Source organism: Burkholderia sp. TSV86, assembly GCF_001522865.1.
In the GTDB taxonomy this organism is placed as follows: domain Bacteria; phylum Pseudomonadota; class Gammaproteobacteria; order Burkholderiales; family Burkholderiaceae; genus Burkholderia.
Map to the genome: position 1 here is coordinate 1 of NZ_LOWB01000031.1, position 1,607 is coordinate 1,607.

General features: G+C 56.7%; 1 protein-coding gene. It reads right to left on the reverse strand.

All coding sequences use genetic code 11. The features are described 5' to 3' along the window. Window positions 1-28 precede the first annotated feature (28 nt). Window positions 29-1,567 (reverse strand): IS3 family transposase, encoded by a 1,539-nt coding sequence (locus WS68_RS04935; protein ID WP_059569734.1) that lies wholly within the window; start codon window positions 1,565-1,567, stop codon window positions 29-31. Window positions 1,568-1,607: the final 40 nt, after the last annotated feature.

Below are 1,607 nucleotides of genomic sequence, written 5' to 3' on the forward strand. Positions count from 1 at the left end.
GGGGATGCGGCTATTTTCTTGGACTGGTTTACGCCGTTAGCCCCAGGCTTTCACGGTACTCGATGGGGCTGAGATAGCCAAGGGAGCCCTTGATCCGCTTCTCGTTGTACCAGCGAATGTAAGCGCTCAGTACCTCAACGAACTCCGCGATAGTCGTCGAACGCCAGTCTCCTGGATAGAACATCTCGGTCTTCAGCCTGCCGAAGAATCCCTCACACGCCGCATTGTCTGGGGAACAGGCTTTCCGCGACATGGATCGAATCAGATTAGCCTTTGCAACCCGCGATAGCCAGCCAGGCCAACGGTAGTGGCCACCCCGATCGGAATGCACGATCGGCGTTTTATCTTCTTCAGTCACGGTCTCAATAGCCGCATCTAACATGGTGTTCACGAGCTCTGCGTCAGGGCTCGTGCCAATCGACCAGCTGACTACCATGCCATCGAAGCAGTCGATCATGGGCGACAGATATACCTTACCCGCAGGAATCTGGAACTCGGAGATATCGGTCACCCACTTTTCGTTGGGCGCGTCAGCACGGAAATCGCGATTGATGATGTTATCAGGGGCAGGGCTAATTTCCCCGATATAAGAACGGTATCGGCGCCGCCTGGGCCTGGCTGCATGGAGGCCGCCTTGTTTCATGAGGCGACGCACGACTTTCTCCGATAGAAACACCCGTTGTCGGCCGAGCGCTGCCTGCACCCGACGATAGCCGTAGGATCGGTGATTGTCCTCGAAGATCTCTGCAACGGTACGACGGACTTCTGCATATTTGTCGGCAACCCGTATGGGCGACCGATGGTAGAAATAGGTGCTGCGCGCCAGATCCAACCGCGCAAGCAGTTCAGCCAGACTGTATTCTTCTCTCAGGGCGTCAACCAGCGTCGTCTTCTCCCGGTTGCTCAGGAGTGGCAGGTCGACGCCCAGGTCTTTTTTTAGGAGTTCATTCGCCTTCTTCAACAGGTCGTGTTCAAGCTGCAGATTACGAATGTCGCGCCGGAGCCCTTTGACCTGCCGCTCCAGTTCGTCCCGATCCGTCTCTGCAGGTGATCGCTTGTCGCGTTTCATGGATGCGGGGGCCGCTCGGCCGAGTAACTGGTTCTTCCAGTTGTACAGCGTCACCCTGTCGACGTCCAGCTTTCGCGCCAACGCCAGCGCACTGCCTTCACGTGTGCATAGTTCGTACACCGCGGCCTGCCTGGACTCCAATGACGCGGCCGGTCGACCTGCCTTGCCAACCACGCATCTCCTGGTTTCCGGATAGCGTTCGCGAACCCACGCCGTCAGTATCTGGCGACAGGGATAGCCTAATGCCCTGAGGGTGAAGGCGAAGCAGCGTCCGTGGTTAACGTAGTGCTCGAGTGCTACGTTCTTCTGTTTTTCTGAATACTTCGGCTTTCCGCGAACATACTCCTTCTGCAGATCGCCACTGCTCTCGAATTCCGCACACCACGCCTTAAGAGAATTCTTCGTCGGGTAACCCAACTGACGGATGGTCGCCTTGATGCGCTTCCCGAGTTTCAGGTACAGCTCGACCGCCCGAACGCGGTCTTCGTATGAATACATGGACTACCTCCAAGTAGTCCAAGATTTTGTCCGCATCCCC